This window comes from Exiguobacterium sp. PvP048, from assembly GCF_040549175.1.
In the GTDB taxonomy this organism is placed as follows: domain Bacteria; phylum Bacillota; class Bacilli; order Exiguobacteriales; family Exiguobacteriaceae; genus Exiguobacterium_A; species Exiguobacterium_A artemiae.
The window spans coordinates 108,464-131,792 of record NZ_JBEPSU010000007.1 but is presented as its reverse complement, the minus strand read 5'-3'; the positions used below and the strand labels follow the sequence as shown (position 1 = coordinate 131,792).

Annotated in this window: 24 protein-coding genes; 12 read left to right on the top strand and 12 right to left on the bottom strand. The window is 48.3% G+C overall.

The annotated features are described in order from the left end of the window. Positions 1–10 precede the first annotated feature (10 nt). Together ABIC15_RS12710 and ABIC15_RS12705 are read right to left on the bottom strand one after the other, a co-directional pair. Positions 11–409 carry a MerR family transcriptional regulator gene (locus ABIC15_RS12710; RefSeq protein ID WP_012369183.1) on the bottom strand — a complete coding sequence of 133 codons (399 nt, stop codon included), beginning with the start codon at positions 407–409 and terminating at the stop codon, positions 11–13. A gap of 137 nt (positions 410–546) precedes the next feature. Then, a complete protein-coding gene (locus ABIC15_RS12705; RefSeq protein WP_012369182.1) occupies positions 547–2,679 on the bottom strand; it encodes a (Fe-S)-binding protein in 2,133 nt (710 codons plus the stop codon). Positions 2,680–2,881: 202 nt separating this feature from the next. On the opposite strand from ABIC15_RS12705, the gene ABIC15_RS12700 reads away from it, so the two are divergent. Further along, positions 2,882–3,226 (top strand): hypothetical protein, encoded by a 345-nt coding sequence (locus ABIC15_RS12700; RefSeq protein ID WP_012369181.1) that lies wholly within the window; start codon positions 2,882–2,884, stop codon positions 3,224–3,226. A 155-nt stretch (positions 3,227–3,381) separates the two neighbouring features. Here the strand turns inward: ABIC15_RS12700 and ABIC15_RS12695 are convergent, their stop codons facing one another. The 5 genes from ABIC15_RS12695 to ABIC15_RS12675 form a co-directional block, all read right to left on the bottom strand. After that, positions 3,382–4,425 carry a zinc-binding dehydrogenase gene (locus ABIC15_RS12695; protein ID WP_354020874.1) on the bottom strand — a complete coding sequence of 348 codons (1,044 nt, stop codon included), beginning with the start codon at positions 4,423–4,425 and terminating at the stop codon, positions 3,382–3,384. A gap of 43 nt (positions 4,426–4,468) precedes the next feature. After that, a complete protein-coding gene (locus ABIC15_RS12690; RefSeq protein WP_012369179.1) occupies positions 4,469–4,909 on the bottom strand; it encodes an NUDIX domain-containing protein in 441 nt (146 codons plus the stop codon). A gap of 81 nt (positions 4,910–4,990) precedes the next feature. Next, complete coding sequence (locus ABIC15_RS12685) at positions 4,991–5,410, bottom strand: hypothetical protein (protein WP_012369178.1); 420 nt, start codon at positions 5,408–5,410, stop codon at positions 4,991–4,993. After that, positions 5,400–5,822 (bottom strand): YwiB family protein, encoded by a 423-nt coding sequence (locus ABIC15_RS12680; RefSeq protein WP_354020873.1) that lies wholly within the window; start codon positions 5,820–5,822, stop codon positions 5,400–5,402. Before ABIC15_RS12680 ends, ABIC15_RS12685 begins: the two co-directional genes overlap by 11 nt. Positions 5,823–5,935: 113 nt before the next feature. Next, positions 5,936–7,636, bottom strand: coding sequence for a glycoside hydrolase family 13 protein (locus ABIC15_RS12675; RefSeq protein ID WP_354020872.1), 1,701 nt, complete (start codon positions 7,634–7,636; stop codon positions 5,936–5,938). Between the two features lie 369 nt (positions 7,637–8,005). On the opposite strand from ABIC15_RS12675, the gene ABIC15_RS12670 reads away from it, so the two are divergent. The 9 genes from ABIC15_RS12670 to ABIC15_RS12630 all read left to right on the top strand — a co-directional run bounded on the left by ABIC15_RS12670 (position 8,006) and on the right by ABIC15_RS12630 (position 17,793). Then, entirely contained in the window at positions 8,006–9,445 is a 1,440-nt protein-coding gene (locus ABIC15_RS12670; protein ID WP_012369174.1) for an NAD-dependent succinate-semialdehyde dehydrogenase, read from the top strand. Beyond that, positions 9,442–11,067 carry an acetolactate synthase large subunit gene (locus ABIC15_RS12665; protein WP_318091235.1) on the top strand — a complete coding sequence of 542 codons (1,626 nt, stop codon included), beginning with the start codon at positions 9,442–9,444 and terminating at the stop codon, positions 11,065–11,067. The genes ABIC15_RS12670 and ABIC15_RS12665 overlap by 4 nt, the downstream gene beginning before the upstream one ends. A 5-nt stretch (positions 11,068–11,072) precedes the next feature. Beyond that, a complete protein-coding gene (gene ytxJ / locus ABIC15_RS12660) occupies positions 11,073–11,399 on the top strand; it encodes a bacillithiol system redox-active protein YtxJ (RefSeq protein ID WP_012369172.1) in 327 nt (108 codons plus the stop codon). Positions 11,400–11,630: 231 nt separating this feature from the next. Continuing rightward, positions 11,631–13,163 (top strand): DHA2 family efflux MFS transporter permease subunit, encoded by a 1,533-nt coding sequence (locus tag ABIC15_RS12655; RefSeq protein ID WP_354020871.1) that lies wholly within the window; start codon positions 11,631–11,633, stop codon positions 13,161–13,163. A 161-nt stretch (positions 13,164–13,324) separates the two neighbouring features. Further along, positions 13,325–13,621, top strand: a complete 297-nt coding sequence (locus ABIC15_RS12650) for a metal-sensitive transcriptional regulator (protein WP_012369170.1) — start codon at positions 13,325–13,327, stop codon at positions 13,619–13,621. A 12-nt stretch (positions 13,622–13,633) separates the two neighbouring features. Continuing rightward, entirely contained in the window at positions 13,634–15,766 is a 2,133-nt protein-coding gene (locus ABIC15_RS12645) for a heavy metal translocating P-type ATPase (protein WP_354020870.1), read from the top strand. Beyond that, positions 15,763–15,969 (top strand): cation transporter, encoded by a 207-nt coding sequence (locus tag ABIC15_RS12640; RefSeq protein ID WP_214767056.1) that lies wholly within the window; start codon positions 15,763–15,765, stop codon positions 15,967–15,969. Before ABIC15_RS12645 ends, ABIC15_RS12640 begins: the two co-directional genes overlap by 4 nt. 84 nt (positions 15,970–16,053) lie before the next feature. Beyond that, positions 16,054–16,278 (top strand): hypothetical protein, encoded by a 225-nt coding sequence (locus ABIC15_RS12635; protein ID WP_012369166.1) that lies wholly within the window; start codon positions 16,054–16,056, stop codon positions 16,276–16,278. A gap of 207 nt (positions 16,279–16,485) precedes the next feature. Continuing rightward, complete coding sequence (locus ABIC15_RS12630) at positions 16,486–17,793, top strand: protoglobin domain-containing protein (RefSeq protein WP_354020869.1); 1,308 nt, start codon at positions 16,486–16,488, stop codon at positions 17,791–17,793. A gap of 53 nt (positions 17,794–17,846) precedes the next feature. Here ABIC15_RS12630 and ABIC15_RS12625 read toward each other — a convergent pair whose 3' ends face one another. Both ABIC15_RS12625 and ABIC15_RS12620 read right to left on the bottom strand, forming a co-directional pair. Continuing rightward, complete coding sequence (locus tag ABIC15_RS12625; RefSeq protein WP_354020867.1) at positions 17,847–18,467, bottom strand: class F sortase; 621 nt, start codon at positions 18,465–18,467, stop codon at positions 17,847–17,849. Beyond that, positions 18,427–19,221: a DUF4397 domain-containing protein gene (locus ABIC15_RS12620; protein WP_354020866.1), complete on the bottom strand. Its 795-nt coding sequence runs from the start codon at positions 19,219–19,221 to the stop codon at positions 18,427–18,429. Before ABIC15_RS12620 ends, ABIC15_RS12625 begins: the two co-directional genes overlap by 41 nt. Positions 19,222–19,454: 233 nt before the next feature. Between ABIC15_RS12620 and ABIC15_RS12615 the strand changes: the two genes are divergently transcribed. Both ABIC15_RS12615 and ABIC15_RS12610 read left to right on the top strand, forming a co-directional pair. Next, positions 19,455–19,913: an Lrp/AsnC family transcriptional regulator gene (locus ABIC15_RS12615; protein WP_354020865.1), complete on the top strand. Its 459-nt coding sequence runs from the start codon at positions 19,455–19,457 to the stop codon at positions 19,911–19,913. 6 nt (positions 19,914–19,919) lie between these two features. Then, on the top strand, positions 19,920–20,501 hold the full coding sequence (locus ABIC15_RS12610; RefSeq protein ID WP_354020864.1) for a LysE family translocator: 582 nt from the start codon (positions 19,920–19,922) through the stop codon (positions 20,499–20,501). 44 nt (positions 20,502–20,545) lie between these two features. On the opposite strand, the gene speB is transcribed toward ABIC15_RS12610, so the two are convergent. The 3 genes from speB to ABIC15_RS12595 all read right to left on the bottom strand — a co-directional run bounded on the left by speB (position 20,546) and on the right by ABIC15_RS12595 (position 23,136). Then, positions 20,546–21,418 carry an agmatinase gene (gene speB, locus ABIC15_RS12605; RefSeq protein WP_028107152.1) on the bottom strand — a complete coding sequence of 291 codons (873 nt, stop codon included), beginning with the start codon at positions 21,416–21,418 and terminating at the stop codon, positions 20,546–20,548. A 60-nt stretch (positions 21,419–21,478) separates the two neighbouring features. Continuing rightward, on the bottom strand, positions 21,479–22,318 hold the full coding sequence (gene speE, locus ABIC15_RS12600) for a polyamine aminopropyltransferase (protein ID WP_026829494.1): 840 nt from the start codon (positions 22,316–22,318) through the stop codon (positions 21,479–21,481). A gap of 143 nt (positions 22,319–22,461) precedes the next feature. Then, a complete protein-coding gene (locus ABIC15_RS12595) occupies positions 22,462–23,136 on the bottom strand; it encodes an NAD(P)H-dependent oxidoreductase (RefSeq protein ID WP_354020863.1) in 675 nt (224 codons plus the stop codon). Between the last annotated feature and the right edge of the window lie 193 nt (positions 23,137–23,329).

Genomic DNA, 23,329 nt, shown 5'->3' with positions numbered 1-23,329 from the left:
CATTTTGTTGTTACAGCTGCGCAATCAGGGAAGCAATCAATGTCAGACGTTGAGACAGTTCGAGACGAATCTCCTGTTTCTCATAGTCGGTCGATTGCAATAAACGCTGTTCGAGACCGTTGACGCTTTCTTGAAGCTGCTGTACTTCTTGATAAATGGCATCACCCGTTTTGACTTCACGCTCGGTGAAGAAAGCAAGAATCTCTTGCAGGGAAAGCCGTTGTGTCTTTAAATACTCAATCTTTTGAATATGCTGGACGACATCTTCCGTATACAAACGATAACCAGCTGGTGTCCGCTCTGTTGTTAATAAACCGAGCGATGTATAGTAGTCGATGGTCCGTTTTGATAAGCCGGTGGCCTCCGCGACCTGACCGATTTTAAGCAACGCCTTCCCAAAGATCCTCACCTCCCTCTCATTAAATAATGCTTTTATCATACCACGGTTAAACCGTACACAACAACGTTATGCTTATTAGGCACCTTTAAAAAACGCCCCCTCTTTCTTAGAGGAGACGTTCCGTTTGCTCAAGCTATTTTTTAAACTTAGTTTGTTACCGCTTCCTTCATTGGTGTTCCGACGATTGACCGTTCGAGCAGTTCGACGACATCATAGGTCGCGACTTGCTCGTCGACCTCTTTCGCCTTCGTTCCGTCGCTGAGCATCGTCAGGCAGTACGGACAAGCTGATCCGATGACGGATGGTTGCACCGTCAACAACTGTTCGGTCCGTGCGACGTTGACCCGTGCGCCGACTTTTTCTTCCTGCCACATCATCCCACCGCCGGCTCCACAACACATTCCTTTTTCCCGGTTGCGTTCCGTTTCGACAAGCGTGATACCCGGAATTTTCTCTAAGATATAACGTGGTGCATCATAAATGTCATTGTAACGCCCGAGGTAACACGAATCATGGTAGACGACCCGTTCACTGACCTCATGAACCGGTTTAATCCGTTGATCGTCAATCAACCGGGCGAGCAGCTCCGTATGGTGATACACTTCGACGTCCGGGCTGAGACCAAAGTCCGGGTACTCGTTTTTGAACGTATTGTACGCATGCGGATCAATCGTGACGATTTTTTTAACATCGTATTTCTCAAACGATTTGATGTTTGCTTCCGCGAGTTCTTGGAACAGAACTTCATTCCCGATGCGGCGTGGTGTATCACCGGAGTTTTTCTCATCGTTTCCGAGAATCGCAAACGAGATGTCCGCTTCATTCAGGATCCGTGCAAACGCCATCGCGATTTTTTGACTGCGGCTGTCGTACGAGCCCATCGCGCCGACCCAGAAGAGGTACTCGAACTCTTCGCCGGCTTTTTTCTTTTCTTTTGCAGTCGGGACGACCAGCTCTTCGCGCGTTTTGCGCCAGTTTTCGCGTTCTTTCCGGTTCATCCCCCATGGATTCCCCTGGCGTTCGATGTTCGCCATCGTCCGCTGCATCTCGGGATCCATTTTCCCTTCCATCATCACAAGGTGACGACGGAGGTCGATGATTTTATCAACGTGTTCGTTCATGACCGGACATTGGTCTTCACAATTCCGGCATGTCGTGCAAGCCCAAATCTCTTCTTCAGTGATGACGTTACCGATCAACGAATCCGGAACGACATCCATCTGTCCGGCCGCAGCAAGTGACGCAATCTGATTTCCCTGTGACCCTTCAAAGGCAAACGCTGGTGCCCACGGAGATTTTTGGGTGATCGCCGCCGTCTTCATATTCAGGTGATCACGCAGTTTAACGATCAGGTCCATCGGTGACAGCATTTTTCCGGTTCCGCTGGCCGGACACATATTCGTACAGCGGCCGCATTCGACACAGGCATACAAGTCAACGAGTTGCTTTTGATTAAAATCTTCAATCCGGTTAACACCAAAGCTGAATTCTGCCTCGTCGTCTTCTGCTTCTTCCATGACTGACAGATCAATCGGTGCGAGGCGTCCGACTTTTGACGTCCGGCCGAGCCAGACGTTGGCTGTTCCTGCAATCAGGTGGGCGTGTTTGCCTTGCGGGATATAGACCATGAAGCTGAGTAAGAACAGTAAGTGCGCCCACCAGAAGAAGACAAACAATCCAAAGGCGACTTGTTGCGGTACCCAGCTGAATAAAAACGCAATCGCCGATGCCACCGGTTCACCGAACGTTGAATGATTTTCATAGACGAGGAAAAATCCGTTTCCAAACAGGACCGCGATCATTAATCCACCGATGAAAATCAAGGCCAGTCCGGCCATGAAATTTCGTTTTAGACGGACCAATTTTTCAACATAGCGGCGGTAGAATCCCCAAACGACCGCCACCAGAATGACGAGCATAACGATTTCCTGGAAAAATGTAAAAATCGGATACAGTGGACCGAGCGGGATGTGCGGGAAGCGTTGTCCGACTGCGAGCCCCTTCCAGATGAAATCAATCGCTCCAAATTGAACGAGTAAAAATCCGTAAAACATCATGACATGAATCGTCCCGCTTTTCTTGTCCTTCAGCAGTTTCTTTTGCCCAAAGACATTGACGAGAACCGCGTTCAGACGTTCTTTGTTCGTCAGCGTCCATTCCGCTTTTTTCCCCCGGCGAATCGCCTCGTACCGACTCTTGACAAGCGTCACGAATAAATAGCCCGCGTACCCTGCGACAAGCAGGAAGGCGATCCAGTTAATCAGTAAAAATGTCCCCATAAAACAAGCCCCTTTCCCCCTAAAGCCATTATTTGATATGAGTATAGCATATAATGAATGACTATTCATTCATTATTTTACTGTTTTTTCTTCTATCTTAATCATTGACTATACCTTACAAAAAAACCGTTTAAATTGAAAAATAAGTAGGTTAAAATTAAAAAGTTCTAATATATGTATATTTTGTAGGAGGTAATTGGCTTTGAACGGAATTTTACAACATTCAAGCGGCTTAATTAAAGAAGTAAAAGCAGGATTCTCATGGACAACATTCTTTTTTGGATTCTTTCCAGCATTTTTCCGAGGCGATATTAAATGGGGATTGATTCAATTGATTGTCGGTATCGTCACTACACTTTTGACTGCCGGTTTCGGGGGATGGATTGTCAATATCGTCTTTTCTTTCTTATACAATAAAATTTACATCAATGATTTAATCGAAAAAGGCTATCGTCCGATTGACCATTCATTCCAACAAGCATTAAAACAACGTGGAATTCATGCAAAGTTGTTATCTGAAACTCCGACTTCACAATCAGCAGTGTAATACTCTTTCCTGTAACTATCTCTAAAAAATAAGGATGACGGATGCGTCACTCTTCATATTCAAAGAGGGCACCGGATTTCAATTCCGGTGTCCTCTTTGAATTATCGAGAATTTATTCGCTTCCCAAGACTACTCCAGAAAAAAAACTATATGCTTCAATCCGCCTTCAGTATCAACACGATTTTCCCGAGTTTGCCTGTCTCTTTAAAATACGACTGGGCTGCCGCCGCTTCCTCAAGCGGAAACGTCCGATCAATGACCGGTTCGAGTTTACCGTCAGCAATCGCTTCAAGCATCCGTCCGAACTCGTCACGCGTTCCAAGCACTGAGCCGTAAAATGTTAAGTGCTTCAGGTACAGCATCCGAAAATCGAGGTTCGTCTGTTGTCCGCCGGCAGAACCGGAAATACAGAATTTACCGCCGTTTTTCAGAACCGCCAAAGCCGTCTTAAATAACGCATCCCCGACGACATCGAGTACGGCGTCAACTGGTCCGCTGTTAACAGCTAGGATGTCTTCTGTCAATTGATCGGAACGGTAAGACACGACGTATTTCGCCCCAAGACGCTTCAATTCCTGTTCGATCTTCATGTCGCCGACGACGGCAATCACAGTTGCTCCAAACACCCGCGAGGCGATTTGAACGTTCAACGAGCCGACACCGCCGCTTGCTCCGGTTACGAGGACGGTTTGTCCCGGCTGTAACTGGAGTTGTTCGTTCATATGCCATGCCGTCAAGCCACTGACGGAAAAAACAGCACTTTTGACGTAATCGTCAAGCGGCATGTCGTAACAGAGCGTTGCCGGCCAGACGACATACTCGGCATATCCCCCGTCATACTCCGATCCGATGAACGACATATCTTCACTGATGTGTTCCGTTCCATCGGCGCCACTTGAAGTAAACGGAAACAGGACGACATCTTGACCAACTCGGGAGGGATCAACACCGCTCCCGACTTCAATGATCCGGCCGCTGATATCGGAACCCGGGACACGGGGAAACTGAACGCCCTCCGGTTTCCAACCCGATTTGTCATCCGTTCCGTAGGCGCCTTCTCGCATCCAAATTTCTGTGTTGTTGATGCCGCATGCTTTCACTTCGACCAGGACTTTCCCAGCGCGCGGTGTCGGGACCGGACGTTCCACGACTTCGAGTTGCTCGACACCACCATATCCATTGACTTGAACAGCTTTCATCTCATCGCCTCCATCGCTTAACTTTTCTATCTCTTTTACCCGATTACCAGACCATCTGTTCATACAAATAATAAGATTTAGATGCTTTATTCAAATAATCCTGCAACGGTTCAAGCACATCACGATTCAGGAGATAGTCCCCCAACTGTTCGATCGGCACCCACTGACTGTCGACGACTTCTCGGTCAGGATCATTTGGTAACAATTCGCCTCTGATCGTACATTCAAAATAGGTAACGAGACTGTGGGCGTCAAACTGTTCGATGAAGTTTTCTGTCACGTATGCCAGTTCGAACGTCTCGACGGACAGTCCGGTTTCTTCTGCCATCTCCCGTTTTAAAGCGTCCGCCAGCGTCTCGCCAGCTTCAATCACACCACCCGGCAGACTCCACACCGCTCTTTCCCCATCCGCCTGATTTTTGACCAACAGCAACTGATCCCCCTGTCTGACAATCCCGACGACAATCCGGTATAACGTTCTCATGCTGATTCCCCCTTTGTCATGAACATCAAAAAAAAGCAGCCCGTTCAAATATCCTTTGAATGGAACTGCTCTGGCACGTACTTATTCTAATCCAAGCGATTGCGGTAATTTAACGGCACGTGCATATGCTGTTTTGTAATCTTTTTTCGACACGGCCTGTTCGACTTCACGGAGCGCCGGATGATTTTCTTCTGAAAACGCCCCTAAAATCGTCAAGTAACGTTCGTAGACCGAATCATCTTCCTTGCGTGCATGAAGTAACGCTGTGTAGAGCATGACCGTATCTTCTCCGTACAAGACCGGTAAATCTTCGTTGATCAATAATAACGAATCAATCGCATCGGAATCGACTTTCGAATTGTATTCCGTCATGACCTGTTCTGCCAGTGCTTCGAGTTGATCGCGCCATTCATTGTATTTCGGCTCGTCATTCTCTAACCATTCAAACCAATCTTCTTCGAGCATCTGTTCCATTTCTTTTACGGTTTGTTCAAACGCCATGTGTTTCACTCCGTTCCCAAGTTAATTCAATCGTATACAGACCGACCGGCTGATGATTCATCATCAGATCGTATTGGAATTGCATACGTTGTTCTGTCATTTCAATCGTTGCCGTTTCCGTCTCCATCACCATCTGACCAAACTGACTCTCATAACCACTTTTGGTTTTTTGACCCAAAATGAAGACATGGTGCATTGAGACCGGACCTTTCCGGTTCAGGGCAACTTGATCGTGCGACCACTTGATGGTCGTATCAATCGGTTGTTCATCTTCTTGCATGAACTTCAGGGCAAACCCGTCTTTTGTTTCAAACAAAGTCCCGTCTGCTTCTAATTCAACGGACTCCCGCATCGCGTCATCCTGAATCGATGTCACTTGTCGCAGGCGGACCGGATAACGTACTGGTTTCACTTCTATCACCTCATCGTCTAGCGTACACGATTTTCTTCTGTCCTGCATCTTCTTGATTTCTTTTTTAGCGACAGCAAAAGCTGGATTCGGCATCTGCCAAATCCAGCCTTGTTTTAACGTACGCGGTACAGGCGTGCTTCAAAAGGTTGAAGCGTGAGTTCGGTTCCTTCATGATACGTTGTCTCATAGTTAGCAAGCATGATGTTATCCGAATGGAGGATGATGTCGGTGTCGACTTCCGCCACTTCGTCTTTCAGGTTCGTCACAATCAGGAACTGTTCGTTTCCGAGCGTCCGCGTGTAACCATAGACTTTTGTATCTTCCGGAAGAATGAGATCGTATTCTCCGTAAATCAACGTCTCTTCCATCTTCCGGATTTGAATCATCCGTTTATAGAAGTTCAGGATCGAATCCTCATCGACTTGCTGCGCCGCCACGTTGATGTCGGCAAAGTTCGGATTGACACCGAACCATGGGGATTGTTCCGAGAAACCGCCGTTTTGTTCATTTGTCCACTGCATCGGTGTCCGGGAGTTATCACGCGACGAGTTCCAGATGACTTCCATGATCTCTTCATGTGTTTTCCCTGATGCCAGTTGCATGTTGTACATGTTTTTCGTCGCGACATCATCGTAGTCGGAGATATCCGGGAACTGGACGTTCGTCATCCCGATTTCTTGTCCTTGATAGATGAACGGTGTTCCTTGCATGAAGAAATACATCATCGCAAGTGACTTCGCGCTTTGTTTCCAGTATTGTCCTTCATCACCCCAAAGGGAGACGGAGCGGACCTTATCGTGGTTTTCAAGATACAGTGCGTTCCAGCCTGTTTCTTCAAGTCCTTTTTGCCATTTCGTCAAAACTTGTTTCAGTTTGACAACGTCGACGCCTTTTTCCGCGTCAGCCCGCCACAGGTCCATGTGTTCAAACTGGAAGACCATGTTCATCTTACCGTTTTCTTCTCCGACCCAAAGATCGGCTTCTTCAGGCGTTACACCGTTCGCTTCACCGACTGTCATGATGTCGTATTTTGAGAACGTCTCGTTTTTCAATTCTTCAAGGTATTCGTGGATTCCTTCGACATTCATGTGCATCTCAAACGATGGCACATGCGGCATCCCGAGTGGATTCGGAAGATCCGCGTACGATTGATCTTTGTTAATGTGGCTGATGGCATCGATCCGGAATCCGTCGACCCCTTTATCGAGCCACCAGTTGATCATCGTATAGACGGCCTGACGCATGTCTTTATTACGCCAGTTCAAGTCCGGCTGACGGCGTGAGAAAACGTGGAGGAAGTATTGTTCCGTTTTTTCGTCGTATTCCCAAGCCGATCCTCCGAAAATACTTTCCCAGTTGTTCGGTTCGCCACCGTTGACGGCATCTTTCCAGATGTACCAATCCCGTTTGTCGTTGTCTTTTGACGAACGGGATTCGAGGAACCACGGGTGTTCATCCGACGTGTGGTTGACGACCAAATCGAGTAATACTTTAATGTCACGTTTATGTGCTTCTTCCATTAATAAATCAAAATCGGCCATCGTTCCGAATTCGTCCATGATGTCTTCATAATCACTGATGTCATATCCGTTGTCATCATTCGGTGATTTAAACATTGGGCAAATCCATAATACATCGACTCCGAGATCTTTTAGATAATCCAACTTGGCAATGATACCCGGGATATCGCCGATTCCATCATTGTTTGCATCATAAAAGCTGCGCGGATAGATTTGGTAAGCAACGGCTTCTTTCCACCAAGCTCGTGTAAGTGTTTTTTGTGCCGTTTCCGGACGCGGTATCATTTGTGTCATTATGGATAAATCCTCTCGTATTTCAGTCTTTGTTGTCCGTTTTTTTATAGTAATTCTCGATGTTTTATATCGTTTCTCGGTAGATTTCATTTAAGCGCAACCGATTGCGCAATTACCCTATATTCATCTTATCAAACCTAGTTGGAATGTCAATGATTCAAGACATTCTCCATCACTTCACATACATGCAGAAATTTCATTTCTTTACGAATTATTATCGAGAAAATACATTACATTTACTGAATTATCCTACACTGTTTATCGGTCAATTTCTAGCCTTTTGCACAACCTTTTTCGGAAAAGAGAATCTTTTTTTCAATCTTCGGGTATATCCTTAACAATGCGAATTAAAAAGGGGGATTCTGTAAGATGAATGGGAAGTTTTTAATCAATGGACAGTGGCTCGATCAGGGACGTGAACGGACGGATGTCAAAAATCCGGCGACAGGTGAAGTCGTCGGCAGTGTACCAAACGGAACGAAATCTGACGTCAACGATGCCGTCGAAGCGGCTCACAACGCTTTCCCCGACTGGTCGAAACGGACCGTGTACGAACGAGCAGCTCTTCTTGAAAAGTTGTATGCGAAGATGCTCGAGAAAAAAGACGAATTGGCCCGCTTGATGACACTCGAGATGGGAAAACCGCTTGCGGAATCGGAAGGTGAAGTCGAATACGCAGCAAACTTCGTCAAATGGTTTGCGGAAGAAGGAAAGCGGGCCTACGGGCGTATCATCCCGTCACACGATGCGACGAAACGCCTTCATGTCATCAAACAACCGGTCGGGGTCGTCGCTGCGATTACCCCGTGGAACTTCCCGGCTGCGATGATTACCCGAAAGTTAGCCCCGGCGCTCGTCGCAGGCTGTACGTTTGTCTTAAAACCACCGACGGCTACTCCATTGACGGCACTCCGTCTGCTCGAGCTCTGCCAGGAAGTCGGGATTCCGGACGGCGTCGTCAATGCCGTGACCGGAAGCGGGAAAGACTTAGGCGAATCGCTGGCGACACATCCGCATGTCGCCAAAATCACGTTCACGGGGTCGACGGAAGTCGGTCGGACGTTGATGGCTCAAGGTGCGGAGACCATCAAAGCGATGTCTCTCGAACTCGGTGGACATGCTCCAATTCTTGTCTTTGACGATTGCGATCTCGATCTTGCCGTCAGAGAAACGATTAAATCGAAGTTCCGTAACGGCGGCCAGACGTGTGTCTGCGGTAACCGGATTTATGTTTCGGACTCGATTTATGACGAATTCGTCGAAAAGCTCGGTCAGGAAACAGCAAAACTGAAAACCGGCAACGGACTCGATCAGGAGACGAAAATCGGTCCGATGATCAATAAGGCCGGATACGATAAGGTCAAAAAACATGTCGATGATGCCACCTCGGCCGGTGCCCGCATCGTGACCGGCGGATCCGGACAAACCGACGACGACAATGATGTCTACTACTATGAAGCAACTGTACTCGCTGACGTTACGCCGCAAATGCTGATCATGAACGAAGAAACGTTTGGTCCGGTTGCGCCTGTCCAGCGTGTGAGTTCAGATGAAGAAGCCGTTCATTATGCCAATCAAACGCCGTTTGGCCTCGCCTCTTATGTCTTTACGAACAACTATGCCCGCGCTTTTAAAGCCATCGAGCATCTCGATTACGGAATCGTCGGATGGAATGACGGTGTGCCTTCAGCTGCCCAGGCTCCTTTCGGCGGCATGAAACAGTCCGGCGTCGGTCGTGAAGGCGGATCGGAAGGTCTCGAAGCCTACCTCGAGACCAAATATGTATCGATTGGCGGACTCGATCAATGAACGCGGCGGAACGGTTTGTCCAGTGTCTGGAAGCCGAAGGCGTAACCCATATCTTCGGTGTGCCCGGTGAAGAGAACATCACGCTGCTCGAAGCCATAAGTAAATCGGATATCACGTTCATCACGACACGTCATGAGACGAACGCCGCCTTCATGGCGTCGATGTTCGGTCGGTTAAGCGGACGTCCCGGTGTCTGTCTGTCGACGCTCGGTCCCGGCGCGACCAACATGATGACGGGGATCGCAAGCGCGACAATGGATCACTCCCCTGTCGTCGCCATCACCGGACAAGGTGCGACGTGGCGCCAGCATAAAGCGTCCCATCAAATGTTTGATTTGGTCGAGATGTACCGGCCGATTACCAAATCCAGCACATCGATTGTTTCCGGCGAAGTCATTTCAGAAGTCGTTCGTCAGGCTTTCGCAAAGGCTGTTTCCGAAAAGCCCGGTGCGACCCATCTGTCGTTCCCGGAAGATATTGCGAAGGCCGATGTCGATGCCAAAATGTCCTTTTTACAGGACAGTCCCCCGACTTTTCTGCATCCGACATCCGTGACTGATAGTGATGTCCTGTTACGAATCGAACAGGCAGAACGTCCGGTCGTGATTGCCGGATTCGGAATCAACCGCAGCGGGGCGACAGAGGCTTTCCGCGCTTTCGCCGAACGATTGGGGGCTCCCGTCGTCGAGACGATGATGGGAAAAGGCGCCTTGTCTTCGTTACACGAGCTGGCCGCCCATACGATCGGCTTGCCGAACGCTGATTACAATCAACGGATTCTTGATCAAAGCGATTTAATTATCGCGGTCGGCTACGATATCACGGAACTGCCACCTTCGAAATGGAATCCGGAACGGACACCTGTTTTGCACATTGATACCAATCCGCATGAAATTGATCAATTTTATCCGGTTGTTGCAAATTTGATCGGCTCGATCCCGGATATTCTGCACCTGCTTTCGGAAAGCATTCCGAATCGTGCCTGGACCGGCTGGCAACAGGACCGCGACCGCTTGCGGCAAGAAATCCAGGCGACGTATTCCCTCGCTCTCCCGCTCCATCCTCAAAGCATCGTACGTGAACTCGAGCAGGCAACCGGCGAGGACGGCATGATTTTTTCCGATGTCGGAGCGCATAAAATATGGCTCGGACGACATTTTCAGACGACCCGTCCCAATCAATTGTTCATCTCTAACGGGTTTTCTTCGATGGGCTACGGCTTGTCGAGTGCGATTGCCGCTAAACTGTTGCATCCGGAACAACGTGTCCTCTGCGCTTCAGGAGACGGTGCCTTTTTAATGAACGGCCAGGATCTCGAGACGGCTGTCCGGCTCAAGTTGCCGATCGTCGTCATCATTTGGCGCGACGGTACCTACGGGTTGATTGAATGGAAACAACAGCAAGCTTACGGTCGTGCACCTTATATCGAATTCGACAATCCGGATCTCGTTCAACTGGCTACCGCCTTTGGTGCACTGGGTCTGCGTGTCGGGGAACACGGTACTCTATCCAGTTGTCTCGAACAGGCTTTTCTGAGTGACGGACCCGTTTTAATTGACTGTCCGGTCGATTACAGGGAAAATCTGAAGTTAAGTGACCGTCTACGGACTTATGGAGGCTGATAAAAATGACTCAACTCAGAAAACTACAATCGATTTCCGACTTCGACCAATTCGTTTCCGAACACCCAACATTTGTGATTTGTAAACACAGTACGACCTGCCCGATCAGTTCGGCCGGTTTTTCCGCCTATACGAAATATGCGGATGAGACAGCAGTTCCGACTGCCTATTTATTGATTCAGGAAGCACGGACATTATCGAATCACATCGCAGAACATTACAACGTCCGGCACGAATCACCGCAGGTCTTGTACATTCAAGACGGACGAGCAGTCTGGACGACTTCTCACTATGACATCACATCAGACGCTTTACACACACATGTCGGGTAATCCGACCCCGTTTCGCCAAACGTGCGCTTTCTCCTGTTGCAGTTTACACAGGAGAAAGCGCACGTTTTTTAATGAACCAACGTTCGATTCACGCCCGTCTCCTTCACAAAAAATAAAATTACCTTTCTTAGCTATTAATATTTGTAATTCAATCTAAATCAGATTAAGATAGACAACAGATATAACGACCGTATAGAATTGTGTACTGTTAGTTCATTAAGGAGGAAAACCATGTCACATGAAAAATCTGCTACCGCTCGTCCCCCTTACGGCATCCTTGCCGTATTGATGATCGGTGCCTTTATTGCATTCTTAAATAACACCTTACTCAACATCGCCTTACCTTCGATCATGAAGGATCTGGAGATTGAAACGTCAACGGTCCAGTGGTTATCGACCGGTTTCATGCTTGTCAACGGGATTTTGATTCCGACTTCTGCTTTCCTGATTCAAAAATTCTCGGTCCGCCGTCTGTTCCTGCTCGCGATGACACTGTTCTCTGCGGGTACGATTCTTGCAGGATTTGCGGACGCTTTCCCGGTCCTGCTTGCCGGACGGATGATCCAGGCTTCCGGATCTGCAATCATGATGCCGCTTCTGATGAACGTCATGCTCGTCAGCTTCCCGATTGAAAAACGCGGAACGGCGATGGGCTTCTTCGGCCTCATCATGATGGGGGCTCCTGCGATCGGACCAACCCTATCCGGTTGGATCATCGAACATTACGATTGGCGGATGTTGTTCCACTTCATTACACCAATTGCTTTGATTGTTCTCGTCGCCGGCTTCGTCCTGCTTCGTGACGTCAAAGAACGTTCTGGCGCAAAACTCGACTTTATGTCCGTCGTCTTATCTTCATTCGGATTCGGCGGTCTTCTGTACGGTTTCAGCTCTGCCGGTTCAAAAGGTTGGGATAGTCTTCAAGTCATTTTAGCGTTAGTCATCGGGGTCGTTGCACTCGTGACGTTCATCATGCGTCAATTGAGAATGGAACGCCCAATGCTCAACTTCAAGATTTACCGTTATCCAATGTTTGCTTTATCGTCCGCCATCTCGATCGTCGTGACGATCGCCATGTTCTCCGGGATGTTATTGTTACCGATTTATGTTCAGACGATTCGCGGTATTTCTCCGCTTGATGCCGGTCTGATGTTACTGCCTGGTGCGATCCTAATGGCGGTCATGTCACCAATCAACGGAAAACTGTTCGATAAAATTGGCGGTCGTCCACTCGCCATCACCGGCCTGTTCATTACGGTTGTCACAACCTATCTTTTCAGCCAACTTAAAATGGATACGACGTATACTCATCTCATCGTCCTTTATTCCCTCCGGATGTTCGGGATGTCAATGGTTATGATGCCGGTCTCAACAAACGGTTTGAACCAATTACCGACCCGTTACTATCCGCACGGGACAGCGATGAATAATACGTTGCAACAAGTTTCTGGTGCGATCGGAACGGCGCTCCTCGTTACGATTATGTCCACCCACGCGAAAACACGTGGAGCGGAACTCGCACAAGAAGCAGCGAAAAACATGACGAGCCAACCAACAGCGGAAGCTGCTGCAGCGATGAAACAACAAATCGTGATGCAGGCAACGCTTGACGGTATCAACTATGCGTTCTTCATCTCAACGTTCATCGCCGGTCTTGCGTTTGTCCTCTCGTTCTTCATCAAACGGTCGACACAAGCGGAAGATATCATCAGCAATCGTTCATTGAACGAACAAATCATTAAACCGCAAGTTTCTAATCAATAACATGATTCGTTGTTGATCCAACAGCGTACCAGAGCAAGGGACTGACTTTTGAGTCAGTCCTTTTTCATTTAGTTTTTTCAAGCTCCAACCTTTATACTGGTACCCCCTATACCTATATGATATACTCGGTGTATCAACTAATCCGGAAAAGAGGTGTCCTCATGACACATGATCATCCCCTTGTTCCCCGTTCACCCGAGGAACAAGATGCTTTGATGAAACGATTAAAACGAATTGAAGGTCAGGTCCGCGGTATTGCCAACATGGTCGCAGAAGACCGGTATTGTATCGATATCCTGACCCAGACCGCATCGATTCAAGCGGCGCTCCGCCAAGTCGAGTTGCAGGTCATCGAACGTCACGTCAAAATGTGTATGCACGATGCGGCGACCGGCAAACAGGATACTGATGTCTACGTTGATGAACTGATGGCCGTTATTGCCCGTCTTAAGAAGTAAGGAGGGATTTCAATGTCGAAAACAATGGAACTGAATATCGAAGGCATGACATGTGCCGCCTGTTCGGCCCGGATCGAAAAGGTGTTGAACCGGATGGACGGAGTCGAAGCCACCGTCAACCTGCCGCTCGAAACAGCACGGATTGCTGTTCCGGAAGAAATGGACGAACAACTGATTTTAGATAAGATTAAAAAAATCGGATACGGTGCCACCATCAAGACGACACCACATGAACAGGTCCAAAACCGCCGGATGCTCTATCGCTTTTGGATAGCAGCTTTCTTGTCCCTGCCGTTACTGCTCAGTATGGTCTCCCACATTCCGAACAGTCCGGTCCATCTGCCTTGGCTGATGAATCCCTGGTTCCAGTTCGCTTTGGCGACGCCGGTCCAGTTCGTCATCGGTGCCCCCTTCTATGTCGGTGCCTATAAAAGTCTTCGCAGTGGAAGTGCCAACATGGATGTCCTGGTCGTACTCGGAACGTCCGCAGCCTATTTCTATTCCGTTGCGGAAATGATGATTCACCCATTGATGCCGAATCTCTACTTCGAGACGAGTGCCGTCCTGATTACGCTCGTGCTGCTCGGGAAAGTACTGGAAGATCGTGCCAAACAACAGACGACCGGTGCCATCAAAAGCCTCCTTTCCTTACAAGCGACGGATGCCGTCGTGTTGGAACAAGGTGTCGAACGGACGGTTTCGCTCGATCAGGTCCAACCCGGTATGCAGTTGATCGTCAAACCCGGTCAAAAAATCCCGGTCGACGGCATCATCACAACGGGTGATGCCTATCTCGATGAATCCATGTTGACCGGCGAACCGCTTCCGGCTCATAAAGGAACCGGTGACGTCGTGATTGGCGGCACCTTGAACACGAACGGATACCTGACGATTGAAGCGACGAAAGTCGGTCAGGAGACGATGCTCGCCGGCATCATCCGTGTCGTCGAACAAGCGCAGACGGAAAAAGCTCCTATCCAGCGTCAGGCGGACCGGATTTCCGGAATCTTCGTCCCAATCGTCGTCGCCATCGCCCTTGTGACACTTGCTGTCTGGTGGTGGACGACCGGCTCGTTCGCCGAAGCAATTCGTCCAGCCATCGCCGTTCTTGTCATCGCCTGTCCTTGTGCTCTTGGGCTCGCCACTCCGACATCGATCATGGTCGGAACCGGCAAAGGTGCGGAACACGGTGTTCTGTTCAAGGGCGGTGCCCAACTCGAATCGTTGCAGCACGTCGATGCGGTTGTCTTTGACAAAACAGGAACATTGACGATCGGACGTCCGGTCGTCATCGAGACGTTCGGACAGGAACAGGCACTGGATTTTGCAGCGGCTCTTGAAAAAAAATCGGAACATCCACTCGCTCATGCAATCACGGAAGAGCGCGACGTCGTCTTTGATATCGAACATTTCACCGTCGATCCCGGACGCGGTGTCCGCGGGTCGATTATGGGACACGATGTCATGGTCGGATCGGTACGGATGATGCAGGAGCACGGTCTTTCCCTTCCTGACTGGACATCAAGCGGTGCAACGGTCGTCTATGTCACCGTCAACGGTATAATCGAAGCCGGATATGCCATCCGCGATGAATTGAAACCGACTACCAAACAGGTCATTCAGGAGATTCAGCAGACAAAAGCGGTCTACCTGCTGACCGGAGACCGTCGCGAAGTCGCCTTACAACTCGCGACCGAGCTTCAGATACCACAGACCCATGTGTTTTCCGACGTTTTGCCGATTGAAAAAGCCGATCACATCAAAACGCTTCAAGCAAACGGACAGCGTGTCGCGATGGTCGGAGACGGGATCAATGATGCACCGGCTCTTGCGACGGCAAATGTCGGGATTGCTCTCGGCAGCGGGACCGATGTCGCACTTGAAGCGGCAGACGTCACGTTACTTGGACATGATTTGCAGCAAGTCATTACAGCCATCCGTCTCAGCGAACAAACGATGAAGAACATCCGGCAGAACCTGTTTTTCGCCCTCGGTTATAATGCAGTCGGGATTCCGGTTGCCTGCCTCGGACTGCTTGCCCCTTGGGTCGCAGGTGCCGCGATGGCATTCAGCTCTGTCTCTGTCGTCACAAATGCGTTACGCTTAAAACGTATTCCACTATCCAAAGGAGGAAACCAATCATGAAAGAAACAACTTTAACTGTCGTCGGAATGACGTGCAATCACTGTAAAGCAAGCGTCGAATCGGCGTTAAACGAACTCGACGGTGTCACGAATGCAACCGTCTCACTGGCAGACAACAATGTCACCGTCACACACGAAGACGTCGCGACAGAACGTCTTGTCGAAGCGATTGAAGAAATCGGCTATGACGTTCCGACCGCATAATTTTTTAGCCAAACTGCGTGAAACATGCAGTTTGGCTTTTTTATTTTGAAAAAAACGGGAATGGTTCTACAAGGAGGGGTTCGTATGGTACCGAAAATCGAATTCGTAGAACACTTCGATGACAACAAAGGAAAACGATTTAAAATCGAACTTTGGAATCTCGGAACCTTCACATTCAGTGCTGAATCAGCCAAAGGACCTGTCACCCGGTTTACGTCCATCGACATTCAATTCGTCCAGACTTGTGTAAGTCGGATGCGATCAATTGTCGATGCCCAAAAAGCGTTTCAGGAAGATCAACCTGTTTAATTCATCGCGTGACACATATAGCATGTACCCTTCATTTCAGAAGCGGTCATTCCACTCATGATCCCCGATCATGAGTTTTTTGTTTTTAAGTCAATGATTTTGTCTGTCGCTGTACTTTTTGAAGAAAAAGATTATCGGATTTCTGAAAACAACCGATAACAAATAAGACACTAAAAATCTTAATTCCAAGAAAATCGGGGGCATATCGTGCGCAATCCATTTAAAGCTAAATCATCGATGTCGGCCTATCAGGCGACAATCGGATTTCCAGACAAACGACTCATTACAAAAACAAGTGATCCGAGCTTAACGGGACGCTTAGAATACATGGGCTACACGGAAGAACATCTGCAAACACTAAAAGCAATGGCGCCTGTCGTCAACAGCATCCTCGATGAAGTACTCGAACAAGTCCTTGATCATTTACTGCTTCACCCTGAAATGGTACAGATTGCTCAAACTTCTTCGACACGTGAACGTCTGAAAAAAGTCTTCGCGGACTACTTCGGCAGTTTACTGACGGGAAACATGGATGATAAATTTCTTGCGATGCGGACACGGATGGGCAAAACCCATAATCGTAACTTTGTCCCGGTGACCTGGTTCATCGCTTCCTATGCGGCGTTCAATACGTTATTGATTCCGAAAATCGTCGAACATTTTCAACATAAACCGGCACAATTGACGAATGCGATTCTTGCACTGAACCACGCGATGAATCTTGATGCTCAAATCGTGACGAGCCAGTATGTCGATGCCCGCTTACACGAAGTCAGTGCAGCAAATGAATCCCGGAGCCGGCTCTTGCAGGATGTCGTACGCGTCAGTCAGGAAGTCGCAAGCACTGTCGAACAGACGGAAGGTGCAATTTCTGAAACAAGCCGTCGGGCAACACAAATCTTATCTGAAACGGACCAGACGGAAAAAACAAGCCGCAATCTGGTCGGACTGACCTCGGAAAACGAGACCCAGATGGAAAAGATGGAACATCAATTTGCTCAAGCCACGTCACAAGTCAGCACGTCATTGACGAGTCTCCAGCAACTGAAAACGACGTCAGATGAAATCGTCAAGATGACACAAGGCATCGAAGACATCGCTAACCAGACGAACTTACTCGCCTTGAATGCTTCGATCGAAGCCGCTCGTGCCGGAGAGCATGGGAAAGGTTTCTCCGTCGTTGCGATTGAAGTCCGGAACCTGGCGGAAAACGCAAAACTGCTCAGCAGCAGCATCAACAGCCTGATCCAAAAAAATAATGGCAACATCAATGAACTCGTTTCGCAAATGGAAGACATCACACGATCAAACTCCGCTTCGCGTAACGAACTGCAACAAGTCAAGAGCGGCATCCATACCGTCAAACAGGAAATGGAGAACTACTTGGAGATGTTCGGCCGTAATAAAAATGATTTAAGCCAAATCGTACAAACGATTCAAGGTATCAGCCAGACGACGCAAGGGTTATCTGCCTTAACGACGGATTTGGTCGCCGCTTCTGAAGTGAATGCTTAAAACCAATAGCACATACAAAAGGGACCTGTCCGTCAGCGGAGAGGTCCCTTCGTTTATTTTTCCTGTTCAGCCGTCACAACCAATCGCTGATCGTATCCTTTTGATTGGGTAAACGTTCCGACACAGGTAATTAACGTCAAACGTTGCGCCAGTGTCGCTCCGAAAATAGAGCCGACCGGTGCCTGATCAACGGGATAAGACATTACGTTCGTCACCACGTATGAAACCTGCTCTCCCGTTTTAGCGCTTACTTCAATCCGGTGTCCCCGTTTCACTTTTGCCAAGTCATAAAAGACAGCCGGACCGTTCGTATCATCTAAATGTCCTGCCAAAATGACATTGCCGGTCTGATTAGCTTTGGCGCCATATCGGTACCAACCGACTTGATCCGTCTGCTTCGGAACATCCATCCGTCCTTTAGCATCTTTTCCAACGACTTCAATTTTTGCATTCACATCGATCGCCGGGATCTTCAAACGATTCGGGATGAATGTTTCGACTGCTTCTGTCTTTGCGTCAGACTTTGGTGCCGGTGAATCGACGACAGGTGTTGCCGGTTCCACAGAGCGTGGAGGCGAAGTTTCCTCCGCTCCGCCGCATCCTGCAAGCAACACGGTGAGTAACAATAAGAGATTACGCGTTTTGTTTACGACGGACGACATAAGCTGTCCCAACCAGCGCTGCTCCAGCAAGTGCTACGAGTGCCCAAGTTGTTGCCATTGATGACGTTTCCGTTGTTCCGCCAAGACCAGTGTCAGGCATCGCTGCCATTTCACCGCCGTCCGGAATCAGGAGGACGTCAAAGGCCGGTTCGCCTTCAAGGAGTCCGATTGCGAGTGCTGTATAGTTTTTACCACTGTCGAGTTTGATACCGTCGAGTGCTTTCACGACATCCGTTGCACCTGCTGGTCGTACTTCAAGGTCGTACGTTCCGGCATCGAGTGTGCCGTAGTCTGAGACTTTCGAGAATTCAAGGTCGCTGAAGAGCGGATCTCCGCCTTTTCGTGCGACATCAACAGCTGGTGCATCCGGTGCAAAGTGAGCGACACGGACCATTGATTTGCCGTCTTCGCCTTTGCCGTTATCTTCCATGACAGCAAGTTTGATATCTGCCAATTTACCGATTGCGGCTACAGAATAGAATTTTCCGGCTTCGATGTTGAGTGTTTGAGAAAGTACAGGATCCTTTGTTGTACCGGCTGCGAAGACTTCTACTTTATGTTCTCCGGCTGGGAGTGTGAGATAGTCAGTGACTGCTTTGAATTCTGCTCCGGATACCGCTTTTTTGCCATCGACGGCGATATCCACTGCGGGAGCATCAGGTGAAGCATGAATTACACGAACCATTGCATCGTCCGCCGCGCCTACCGGGAGCACAAAAAGTGCGAATAGCAAAGCAGCTGTGACGAAAGATAAGAGTTTCTTCATCTTTTTTCCACCTTTCATGTCATGATGTATTTCGCTCTCAAACCAACAAATCCATTCCTACATTTTACCTTCAACGAAAAAATATTTTCCTTGTGGTGACATCTTAAATTTAAAGTAATATTTCAAGTCTGTAAATGTCTGAATGTGCTTTTTCCGCCAAAAAATACACATTGCCTTTTCTTTCGAAATCAAATAAATTAAATATAAAACAATAGAAAAGAAGGTTTTTGTACATGAATACATTAGATTCGAAGATAATTAAGTCACTTATGCAAGATGCCAGAATCAAGTGGTCAACGCTTGCAAAACAGGTTGGTCTGTCTGCTCCTGCCGTGTCAGACCGGGTAAACCGCCTGCAAGAACAGGGTATCATCCGCCGTTTTGAGACGGTACTTGATCCTGCTAAACTCGGTTATGACCTTGGCGCCTTCGTCGCTGTCTCCTTGGAGCGTCCCGAACATCGAGATCCATTTTTGCAACGAGTCCAAGAGTTGCCCTATATCCTTGAATGTCATCACATCGCCGGCGAAGATGACTACCTGCTCAAAATCCGTTGTCGCAATACCGAAGAACTGGACGACATCATCACGAACCACATCAAAAGTTTACATGGCATTTCCCGGACAAAAACGACGATTATCATGCGGACTTTAAAAGAATCCACTGCCTTGTCAATTCTTCCGGAGGACTGATCCGGGATGATAAATGGATTTTGGGTTGGCTTAGCCATTGCTGCACCCGTTGGTCCAATCGGTCTACTCTGCATGCAACGCACACTTGAGTATGGGCGCCGCTATGGAATTATCTCAGGTCTCGGAGCAGCAACCGCTGATTTTCTTTACGGTTTGCTTGCCTTATCCGGATTATCACTGATTCACTTGCTGCTTGCTCAAACAGACTCTCTCCGCTTGATCGGCAATTTGTTTCTCTGCTATTTCGGATGGCAGATGTTTCGAAGTAAAATGAGCAGGCCTCTCCAATCGCCGGCAACTTCTTTACCGGTCGCCTATGGATCAACTTTTTTGCTCACATTGATGAACCCGATGACGATTCTTTCATTTCTCGCAATCCTCGCCCGATTTCAGGAAACCGTAACCTCTCCAGTCGGCTTGCTGATCGGCATTTTTCTCGGTTCGGCCGCTTGGTGGCTTTTCTTGAGTCAACTGATGCATCTTCTCAAAAAACAACTTTCTCCTACCTTTTCCCGCACGATTCAGTATCTGTCAGCGCTCCTTTTAATCAGCTTCGGTCTTTACGGACTATATGAACTTCTCGTCTAATACAAAAAGGTCAGAGTCCGCAAAAACGGATCTGACCTTTTCCTTTACTTAATAAACCCAATCATCATCTCACGCAAAACTTTCGCAGCTGCGATCGCTGTCATGTCAGACTGATCATACGCCGGACAGACCTCAACCAAATCGGCTCCAATGACGTCGACATCCGCACGTGCAATCATATGAACGACTTCGAGTAATTCTTTTGTCGTCACACCGCCGATTTCCTGCGTCCCGGTTCCGGGTGCCGCCGAAGGATCGAGCACATCGATATCGATCGTCACGTAGACTTTTTTACCGGCAAGCTTCGGTAAAACGGCTTTTAACGGTTCGACGATTTCATATTTAAACAAGTTGTAACCGGACGTCTTCGCCCATTCAAACTCTTCTTTCATTCCTGAACGAATACCGAACGAATAACAGTTTTCCGGTCCGATCAAGTTCGCAATTTTTTTGAGTGGTGTCGAGTGCGACAACGGCTCTCCTTCATATGAATCACGTAAGTCCGTATGTGCATCAAAGTGCAGGACAACAAAATCATCATAATGTTTGTCAAAGGCTTTGACGACCGGCCATGTGACGAGGTGTTCGCCTCCCATACCGAGCGGGAACTTTCCTGCCGTCAACAACGAATCGACGTATTCTTCAATCATGTCGAGTGACTTTTGGGCATTGCCGAACGGCAACGGGATATCGCCAGCATCAAACAATTTGGCATCGGCGATATCGCCGTCAAGATACGGACTGTATTCTTCGAGTCCAAGCGACACTTCACGGATCCGGGCCGGACCAAATCGTGAGCCGGGACGGAAACTGACCGTCCAGTCCATCGGCATACCGTACAATACACCTTTTGCATCTTCGTGAGTCGGTTGACTCGCGATAAACACTTTACCTGAATAAGCTTCATCAAAACGCATCATTATTCCTCCAGTCATAGAAAGGAGTGCCCCTGAAAACGGAACACTCCTGATGTGTAATTAAATCGTTAAATCTTTGACGAACTTCGGTAGCGCGAATGCAGCTGTATGAAGTTCCGGTGTATAGTACTTCGTTTCGATGTCGTGGAAACGCTCTGGTGCGACAGCGAGAGGATCATGTTTTTTCGATCCAATCGTGAATGTCCACAGACCGCTCGGATACGTCGGAACGTTGGCAATGTAGAGTTTTGTGATCGGGAAGATTTCTTTCACGTCGCGTTGCACATCACGGATTAAGTCCGGTGTGAACCATGGGTTATCCGACTGAGCGACGAAAATACCGTCTTCTTTTAATGCTTTTGAGATTCCTGAGTAGAATCCTTTTGTAAACAGGTTGACGGCCGGACCGACCGGTTCCGTTGAATCCACCATGATGACATCATATTCGTTGACTGCTTCTGCGATATGCATGAAGCCGTCTCCCACGATGACTTCAACACGTGCGTCGTCGAGACCACCTGCGATGTTTGGTAGATATTTTTTCGAGTATTCGATGACTTTTCCGTCGATTTCGACAAGAACCGCCTTCTCAACAGATGGATGCTTCAAGACTTCACGGATGACTCCGCCGTCTCCTCCACCAACGACCAGAACCGATTTTGGATTCGGGTGTGTGAAGAGTGGAACGTGTGCGACCATTTCGTGATAGACAAACTCATCACGATCTGTCGTCATGACCATTCCGTCAAGCAACAACATCGTACCGAACTCGTCCGTCTCAACCATCTCCAGGCGTTGAAACTCCGTTTGTTCGCTCTCATAAACGTGGTTGACACGGAATGTGATACCGTAATCTTCCGTTTGGTGTTCCGTGAACCATAACTTTAATTTTTGTTCCATTTGCGATAGAACCCCTTTCTTTCATCAAGACAAAAGTTGTTCGTATGCGAGTGGCGTTTACGGCGCTTCTTAATCATACAAATGCGAGTATACCGGACTTTGAAAGAAACTTCTATATAATTCGAAAAGATTCGACTGTTTTTTTAGTCGACGAACGTGACGATTTCATCCAGGCACCGACGCTGCTTCGACCGTTTTGGTTCATCCGCTCGGTAGCCGAATGCGACCATGACCGGTACGGTGAAAACAGACCGGTCGAGCACACCGTGCCGTTCGAGAATCTGTTCCACCGCCTGCTGATTGAATCCTTCAATCGGACACGAGTCGATGCCGATTTGCGCTGCTGTCGACATCATGTTTCCGAGCGCGATATAGGCTTGTTTCGCCGACCAATCGGTCATCGCCTTTTCATTATCCCCAATCTTGAAATCTTCTTCGAGGAACAGACCATACCGTTTTGTCCGGCCGGCTTTTGCTTCATCCGACAGACCGAGTACATCCATCATATGTTTCACGTGCGCCCCGTCCGGTTGCATCTGTCCACCTGTCCGGGCGAGGAAGATGACGTAGTGGCTCGCTGTCGGCAATTGACCTTGTGCGCCCCATGAGACGTCCCGAATATCATTTCGAACGGCTTCATTTTGAATGACAAGCAGATTCCATGGTTCGTATCCGAAAGAACTCGGTGAAAGACGGGCTGTTTCGAGGATAAATTGAAAATCATCCGCCGGTATTTTTTTAGTCGGATCAAATGATTTCGTCGCATGACGGAACTGAAAAGCATCGATAATCTGTTGTTTTGTCTGATCGTGATTCATGACTGATTCCTCCTGAGTAATATGATGACTACCTGATACGATATCAAACCAGTTTCACTCCGTCTGTTATTTTGCTTCATCAATGTATCTTAAATGCATGTTACAAAATAGAAGAACCGGGAAATAATAAATAATCAAACTTTTTCATTCTGTCTGTTTCATCAATTCAAAGGCTTTATTCCAGGGTTTTTCT

What these genes read in the sequence shown, in the direction of transcription:
- ABIC15_RS12645 (WP_354020870.1), top strand. Translation starts at nt 13,634, where the DNA reads ATGTCGAAAACAATGGAACTGAATATCGAAGGCATGACATGTGCCGCC.
- ABIC15_RS12620 (WP_354020866.1), bottom strand. Translation starts at nt 19,221, where the DNA reads ATGAAGAAACTCTTATCTTTCGTCACAGCTGCTTTGCTATTCGCACTT.
- ABIC15_RS12655 (WP_354020871.1), top strand. Translation starts at nt 11,631, where the DNA reads ATGTCACATGAAAAATCTGCTACCGCTCGTCCCCCTTACGGCATCCTT.
- ABIC15_RS12635 (WP_012369166.1), top strand. Translation starts at nt 16,054, where the DNA reads ATGGTACCGAAAATCGAATTCGTAGAACACTTCGATGACAACAAAGGA.
- ABIC15_RS12650 (WP_012369170.1), top strand. Translation starts at nt 13,325, where the DNA reads ATGACACATGATCATCCCCTTGTTCCCCGTTCACCCGAGGAACAAGAT.
- ABIC15_RS12675 (WP_354020872.1), bottom strand. Translation starts at nt 7,636, where the DNA reads ATGACACAAATGATACCGCGTCCGGAAACGGCACAAAAAACACTTACA.
- speE (WP_026829494.1), bottom strand. Translation starts at nt 22,318, where the DNA reads ATGGAACAAAAATTAAAGTTATGGTTCACGGAACACCAAACGGAAGAT.
- ABIC15_RS12685 (WP_012369178.1), bottom strand. Translation starts at nt 5,410, where the DNA reads ATGGCGTTTGAACAAACCGTAAAAGAAATGGAACAGATGCTCGAAGAA.
- ABIC15_RS12695 (WP_354020874.1), bottom strand. Translation starts at nt 4,425, where the DNA reads ATGAAAGCTGTTCAAGTCAATGGATATGGTGGTGTCGAGCAACTCGAA.
- ABIC15_RS12690 (WP_012369179.1), bottom strand. Translation starts at nt 4,909, where the DNA reads ATGAGAACGTTATACCGGATTGTCGTCGGGATTGTCAGACAGGGGGAT.
- ABIC15_RS12705 (WP_012369182.1), bottom strand. Translation starts at nt 2,679, where the DNA reads ATGGGGACATTTTTACTGATTAACTGGATCGCCTTCCTGCTTGTCGCA.
- ABIC15_RS12665 (WP_318091235.1), top strand. Translation starts at nt 9,442, where the DNA reads ATGAACGCGGCGGAACGGTTTGTCCAGTGTCTGGAAGCCGAAGGCGTA.
- ytxJ (WP_012369172.1), top strand. Translation starts at nt 11,073, where the DNA reads ATGACTCAACTCAGAAAACTACAATCGATTTCCGACTTCGACCAATTC.
- ABIC15_RS12640 (WP_214767056.1), top strand. Translation starts at nt 15,763, where the DNA reads ATGAAAGAAACAACTTTAACTGTCGTCGGAATGACGTGCAATCACTGT.
- ABIC15_RS12610 (WP_354020864.1), top strand. Translation starts at nt 19,920, where the DNA reads ATGATAAATGGATTTTGGGTTGGCTTAGCCATTGCTGCACCCGTTGGT.
- speB (WP_028107152.1), bottom strand. Translation starts at nt 21,418, where the DNA reads ATGCGTTTTGATGAAGCTTATTCAGGTAAAGTGTTTATCGCGAGTCAA.
- ABIC15_RS12615 (WP_354020865.1), top strand. Translation starts at nt 19,455, where the DNA reads ATGAATACATTAGATTCGAAGATAATTAAGTCACTTATGCAAGATGCC.
- ABIC15_RS12670 (WP_012369174.1), top strand. Translation starts at nt 8,006, where the DNA reads ATGAATGGGAAGTTTTTAATCAATGGACAGTGGCTCGATCAGGGACGT.
- ABIC15_RS12595 (WP_354020863.1), bottom strand. Translation starts at nt 23,136, where the DNA reads ATGAATCACGATCAGACAAAACAACAGATTATCGATGCTTTTCAGTTC.